The sequence below is a fragment of the Nocardioides pelophilus genome, from assembly GCF_014180685.1.
Taxonomy (GTDB): domain Bacteria; phylum Actinomycetota; class Actinomycetes; order Propionibacteriales; family Nocardioidaceae; genus Nocardioides; species Nocardioides pelophilus.
The window spans coordinates 1-6,401 of sequence record NZ_JACEHF010000214.1; the positions used below are offsets into that span (position 1 = coordinate 1).

Here is a 6,401-nt window from a genome sequence, read left to right on the forward strand (position 1 = left end):
CGCCGCGCTAGCTGCCCGTCCCCGGCGGGCGGGGCCGGTCCGGCCGGCGCGCGGTCAGGAGCCCCGCGGCGCCGGCGAGCACCAACGCCGCCCCCTCGCCGATCGACAGCCACGCCGTGGTCGTCGCCGACATCGTGGTCGCGTCGACCAGGAGCGGCTGGGCCTCCTCGCTGAACTCGACCAGCTCCTCGAAGCGGCCGATCGCCGCGTCGGTCTCGGCGAGGTCCTCCGCAGGCACCGCGGTGCCGTCGTAGGCGTCGAAGACCAGGGCGACGTCCGCCAGTCCGGCCTGGCGCGCTTCGACCTTCTCCACCGAGAACGGGCGCAGCGAGTCGAGCAGCGCGTCGGTGTCGCGTGCCTTGTCGAGGTGCCCGAGGGCCAACGGCGTGCCCGCGACTGCCACGCCGGCGACGAGCACGACGACCGCGGCCCACCGGCTCGGGCGCACCGCGCCGACACCGCCGGCGATCACCACGACCACCGCCAGGACGAGCAGCCCGACCACCGCTCCGAAGAGATCGAGGCCGAGCCCGGGAAGCGCCGCGGCACTGTCGAACTGCCCCTGCCGCTGGTCGAGGTTGCCCACGACCTTCTCGGCGAGCTCCTGGGCCGCAGGCAGCCGGGCCGCGGCCTCGGACAGCGTGGGGTCGCCCGCGACCTCGGCGGCGAAGTCGGGATCTGCCGCCATCTGGGTGAACGTGGCGTCGATCCGCGCCAGGTCGGCCTGGATGGTGCTGAGGCCGTCGTCGGTGAGGAAGGGCGAGGCTCCGTCGAGCACCTCGTCCCCGGAGCGGGACGCGTCGAGCTGGGACGCCCCGACGATCACGCCGACCATCAGCAGACCCGTGACGCAGGCCAAGGCGAAGGGCAGCCGTCGGAGGACCCCGGTCGCGCTCACGGGCGCAGTATGGCAACCCGGCTGCGCCCCCGGAGTGGAAATGCGACAACCGCAGCGGTCGCCGCCGGCCCCGATCCGTCGTACGCTGCCGCCATGCAGAACGAGAACACGTTCTACCCGGGCGGCGACGCCGAGGTCCCGGTCGTCGTCTGGGGCTCGGGCAACATGGGGCGGGCCTCGATCCGTGCGGTCGCGGCGCACGCGGGGCTGCGGCTGGCCGCCGTCGTCGTCTCGAGCGAGGCCAAGGACGGTCAGGACGCCGGCGACCTCGCCGACCTCGGCCGCGCGCTCGGCGTTGCGGCAACCCGTGACGCGGATGCCGCCATCGCCACCCTGGGCGGGCGCGGTGCCGTCGCCTACATGGCGTCCGGTGAGCTGCGCCCCGAGGACGCGGCCGCCGACATCGAGCGCTGCCTGCGGGCCGGCGCGGTGGTGGTCTCGCCGTCGGTCTACGCCCTCTACGACCATCGCAGCACGCCCCCGGAGATGCGCGAGCCACTGGCGAAGGCGTGTGCCGACGGCGGCAGCGCGCTCTTCGTCAGCGGCATCGACCCCGGCTGGGGCAACGACCTGCTGCCGGCGCTGGTGAGCGGGCTCGGGGCGGAGGTCGAGCAGGTCCGCTGCCAGGAGATCTTCGACTACTCGACCTACGACGCCGAGGACTCCGTGCGCTTCATCGTCGGCATGGGCCAGCCCATGGACTACGAGCCGATGATGGTGGCCGAGGGAGTGCCGAGCATGGTCTGGGGCGGGCAGGTGCGGCTGATCGCCCGCGCGCTGGGCGTCGAGATCGAGGAGATCCGCGAGACCCACGAGCGGCGGCCGCTCGACGCCACGGTCACCACCCGCCTCGGCGAGTTCGTCGCCGGCGCCCAGGGTGCGCTGCGGTTCGAGGTGCAGGGCATCGTCGGAGGTCGGCCGGTCATCGTGATCGAGCACGTCACCCGGATCACCCCGGACTGCGCGCCCGACTGGCCCACGCCCGCCGACGGCGGCGACGGCGCACACCGCGTCGTCATCGAGGGCCGGCCGCGGATCGAGGTGAGCGTCGAGGCCACCGACGAGGGCGGCAACCGCGCCGCCGGCGGCAACGCGACCGCGGCCAACCGCCTCGTCAACGCGATCCCGTGGCTGCGCGCCGCCGATCCCGGCCTGTACGACGGGCTCGAGGTCCCGCTGCAGCCGAGTGTCTACCTCGCCGACGGAAGGGCCTGAGATGTTCATCGACGTACCCGAGGGCAAGGACCCGATCCTCTACGTGTGGGGCGAACTGGTGCCGGGCATCGGGCCGGCCGCCTCCGCGTTCGCGATGAGCATCTACGAGCACAGCACGCTCGGCCTCCGCGAGTTCGAGGCCGCCCGGCTCCGGATCGCGCAGATCAACGGCTGCCTGTTCTGCCAGGACTGGCGCACCGAGCGGGACGGCGTGAAGGTCGAGGAGACGTTCGACCGCGCGGTCGAGGAGTGGCGCACGACCGACGCGTTCGACGACCGCACCCGGCTGGCGGCCGAGTACGCCGAGCGCTACGCCCTCGACCACCACGGTCTCGACGAGGAGTTCTGGACCCGGATGCGCGCGTCGTACGACGACCGCGAGATCGCCGAGCTCAGCATGTGCATCGGCTCCTGGCTGTCCTTCGGGCGGCTCAACCGGGTGCTCGGGCTCGACGCGGCCTGCGTCCTGCCGAGCCACGTGACGGGCTGACCACCGCCGGTCCGCTGGCATCGGCGGGCCGTAGGCTCGGACCATGGCCGATCAGCTGACCGTCATCGTCCTCGCTGCCGGGGGCGGCACCCGGATGAAGTCCAAGACGATGAAGGTGCTGCACCGGATCGGCGGACGCACCATGATCGGCCACGTCCTCAGCGCGGTCGGCGGGCTCGAGCCGACCCGGGTCTGCGCGGTCGTCGGCCACCAGCGGGAGCAGGTCGGCGCCCACATCCTCGAATGCCTGCCGGAGGCGGTGCTCGCGGTCCAGGAGGACCAGCTCGGCACCGGTCACGCGGTCCGCATCGCGCTCGAGGCGCTCGCCGCCCAGCAGGCGGCGCCCGAGAGCGGCACCGTGCTCATCGCGTACGGCGACACGCCCCTGCTCGAGGGCGACACGCTGCGCTGGTTCGCTGCCGAGCACGAGGCTGCGCAGGCGGCCGTCAGCATCCTGTCCGGGGTCGTCGACGCGCCGACCGGCTACGGCCGGATCGTCCGGGACGCCGAGGGCGACGTGCTCGCGATCGTCGAGGAGAAGGACGCCAGCGACGAGCAGCGGGAGATCCGTGAGATCAACTCCGGGATCCTCGCGTTCGACGCGTCCTTCCTGGGCGACGTGGTCGGCCGCATCGGCAACGACAACGCCAAGGGCGAGTACTACCTGACCGACACCGTCCAGATGGCGCGCGACGCCGGCCTGACCGTCACCGCCTTTCCCGTCGACGACGTCTGGCAGACCGAGGGCGCCAACGACCGCGCCCAGCTGGCCGTGCTCGGGCGCGAGCTCAACCGCCGCATCGTCACCCGGTGGATGAAGGACGGCGTGACGGTCATGGACCCCGAGACGACCTGGATCGACGCCGGAGTCGCGCTGGCCCCCGACGTCACGATCCTGCCCGGCACGCAGCTGCTCGGCGCGACCGTCGTCGGGGAGGACGCGGTGATCGGGCCCGACACCACGCTCGACGACTGCGAGATCGGCGCGGGCGCGCGCGTCGTACGCACCCATGGCCAGCTGGCCGTGATCGGTGACGGCGCCACCGTCGGCCCCTTCTCCTACCTCCGGCCCGGCACGACGCTCGGCGCCGGCGGCAAGATCGGCGCCTTCGTCGAGACCAAGAACGCCCGGATCGGTGACGGCGCCAAGGTGCCGCACCTGTCGTACGTCGGCGACGCCGAGATCGGGGAGGGCACCAACATCGGGGCCGGCACGGTCTTCGCCAACTACGACGGCGTCAACAAGCACCGGACCACGGTGGGCAAGCACGCCCGCACCGCCTCCAACAACACCTTCGTCGCACCCGTGCGGATCGGCGACGGCGCGGCGACCGGCGCGGGCACCGTCGTGCGCCGCGACGTCCCGCCGGGCGCGCTCGCGGTGAGCGTCGGGCAGCAGCGCAACCTGGAGGGGTGGGCGCAGGCCAAGCGGCCGGGGACCGCGCAGGCCGAGGCAGCCGCAGCGGCGCAAGCCGCGGCGGACGAGGGCGACCCGGACATCTGAGGGCCGGTCTCGCGACGCCGCGGGCTGATGTAACACGCTGTTCGCGGATCTCGGCGACGCTCGGCGTCGGTGGGAGACCGTTGCATCGGGGCCGAAGGGACGTCGACGTCCTGCAAGAGCGGCGAACAGCGTGTTACATCACGCGTGCCGTACGGCGACTCCGGCGCGCCGACTCGGGCCGCCCGTGAGCCGGGCCGGTGGGTGAACAGTCCCAAAACGGGCGGGAACTTGGGGCTGACCTTCGGGAGGAGGCACAATCAGACGTGCCACCGCCGGCGACTTCAGACCTCAGGAGTCTTGCGTGACTGGAATCCAGCGGACCACCGAGAAGAACCTGATGGTCTTCAGCGGTCGGGCGCACCCCGAGCTCTCCGAAGAGGTCGCCGAGATCCTCGGGATCTCACTGGTGCCGACCCAGGCCTACGAGTTCGCCAACGGCGAGATCTACGTCCGGTTCGAGGAGAGCGTCCGCGGTTGCGACGCCTTCGTGATCCAGAGCCACACCGCTCCGATCAACGAATGGATCATGGAGCACCTGATCATGGTCGACGCGCTCAAGCGCGCCTCGGCCAAGCGGATCACCGTGGTCATGCCGTTCTGGGGCTACAGCCGCCAGGACAAGAAGCACCGTGGCCGCGAGCCGATCTCCGCGCGGTTGATCGCCGACATGTTCAAGACCGCGGGTGCCGACCGGATCATCACCGTCGACCTCCACGCCGACCAGTTGCAGGGCTTCTTCAACGGCCCGGTCGACCACCTGATGGCGCTGCCGATCCTCACCGACTACATCAAGGCGCAGTACGGCGGACAGCCGCTCGCCGTGGTCTCCCCTGACGCCGGCCGGATCAAGGTCGCCGAGCGCTGGTCGGCCCGCCTCGGCGGCGTACCCCTGGCGTTCATCCACAAGACCCGTCGGGCCGACCGGCCGAACGAGACGGTCGCCAACCGCGTCGTCGGTGACGTCCACGGCCGGATCTGCGTGCTCACCGACGACATGGTCGACACCGGCGGCACGATCGTGCAGGCCGCCGACGCGCTGGTCGCGGAGGGCGCGGCCGGCGTGATCATCGCCGCGACCCACGCGATCCTCTCCGAGCCCGCGGTCGACCGGCTCAAGAACTGCAGCGCCGTCGAGATCGTCGTGACCAACACGCTCCCCGTCGGCCCGGAGAAGCAGTTCGACAAGCTCACCACCTTGTCGATCGCGCCGATGCTGGCCCGTGCCATCCGCGAGGTCTTCGAGGACGGCTCGGTCACCTCCATGTTCGACGGCCACGCCTGAGCGACCAGGATCGCCCGGCCGTACGCCCCGGACGACCCTGAGCGACCCAGGTCCTACGCCTGGTCGAGACCGCGGACAAAGTCGCCGAACCCGGGCAGGGTGAAGCGCACCAGCCCGTGACCGACGGGCTCGATGACGCCCTTCTCGATCAGGCGCTCCCGGGGGACGCTGATCGCGCGGGACTCCCGTCCCATCCGCTGCGCGATCTCCGCGCGGGTCACGTTGTCCTGCCCCGCTGCGGCCATGGCGGCGAGGAACTCCCGGTCGAGCGGGGTCGCGGCGCCCCAGCGGGCGCGGTGCATGGCGGTCAGCTGGTCCTTGGCCGCCGGGAGTCCCCGGCGCAGGTCGGTGACCGTGATCCGGTCCCCGCGAGCCGGCCGGGCGGCGTCCCAGGTGCTGCTGCCGATGAGCTGGAGCAGGTAGGGGTAGCCCCGCGCCTCGGCGACGACGGCGTCGAGGGCTCCGTCGGTCCACCGAACGCCCTCCGCCTCGGCGGGGGCGGTGAGGACGCTCCGCGCATCCTCGTCGTTGAGCAGGTCGAGCGAGACGAACGAGCTGCGTTCGCCGAAGGTCGCCGCGCGGGTGAGCGCCTCGGGCGTGACCGGCAGGCCGGCCGAGACCACTGCCAGTGGAGTGGGCGCCCGGTCGCCATCGAGGTTCTGCAGCGTGTTGAGCAGCACCGACATGTCGTCGGCGGACGCCGTGTGGAGCTCGTCGAGGAACAGCAGCAGGCCGGCGCCGCCACGCTGGCGCACCAGGGTCGAGGAGTCGCGGAGGAGCGACTCGAGGGCCCCGATCGGGGCCTGCCCGGCGTTCTGGTCGGGCGGAGCGGGCGGCGAGGCCAGCTCGGCCTGCACCTTCGCGCCCGGCAGGCCGAACTCGAGGGTCACCGAGTCGAGGCGCTTGCGCCATCGGCCGGCGGCGCCGCCGCGGGGGAGTGCGTCTGCGTGCTCGAGTGCCGCCCGCAGGCTGTGGACCAGCTCCGGGAGCACCGGACGCTCGCGCGAGCACG

General features: G+C 72.4%; 6 protein-coding genes. 4 read left to right on the top strand and 2 right to left on the bottom strand.

Annotated elements, in window-relative coordinates:
• Nucleotides 1–7: 7 nt before the first annotated feature.
• Nucleotides 8–898: a hypothetical protein gene (locus H0488_RS21310; RefSeq protein ID WP_183101221.1), complete on the bottom strand. Its 891-nt coding sequence runs from the start codon at nucleotides 896–898 to the stop codon at nucleotides 8–10.
• Between the two features lie 93 nt (nucleotides 899–991).
• Between H0488_RS21310 and H0488_RS21315 the strand changes: the two genes are divergently transcribed.
• From H0488_RS21315 to H0488_RS21330, 4 genes are all read left to right on the top strand, one after another.
• Nucleotides 992–2,113, top strand: coding sequence for an NAD(P)H-dependent amine dehydrogenase family protein (locus tag H0488_RS21315; RefSeq protein WP_183101222.1), 1,122 nt, complete (start codon nucleotides 992–994; stop codon nucleotides 2,111–2,113).
• Nucleotide 2,114: 1 nt separating this feature from the next.
• Entirely contained in the window at nucleotides 2,115–2,603 is a 489-nt protein-coding gene (locus H0488_RS21320; RefSeq protein WP_183101223.1) for a carboxymuconolactone decarboxylase family protein, read from the top strand.
• A 43-nt stretch (nucleotides 2,604–2,646) separates the two neighbouring features.
• Nucleotides 2,647–4,107, top strand: a complete 1,461-nt coding sequence (glmU, locus tag H0488_RS21325) for a bifunctional UDP-N-acetylglucosamine diphosphorylase/glucosamine-1-phosphate N-acetyltransferase GlmU (protein WP_183101224.1) — start codon at nucleotides 2,647–2,649, stop codon at nucleotides 4,105–4,107.
• A 301-nt stretch (nucleotides 4,108–4,408) separates the two neighbouring features.
• Nucleotides 4,409–5,389, top strand: coding sequence for a ribose-phosphate diphosphokinase (locus H0488_RS21330; RefSeq protein ID WP_183101225.1), 981 nt, complete (start codon nucleotides 4,409–4,411; stop codon nucleotides 5,387–5,389).
• 53 nt (nucleotides 5,390–5,442) lie between these two features.
• Here the strand turns inward: H0488_RS21330 and H0488_RS21335 are convergent.
• Nucleotides 5,443–6,401, bottom strand: a 959-nt coding sequence (locus tag H0488_RS21335) for a DUF8462 domain-containing protein (protein ID WP_183101226.1), incomplete at its 5' end; no start/stop codon positions are given.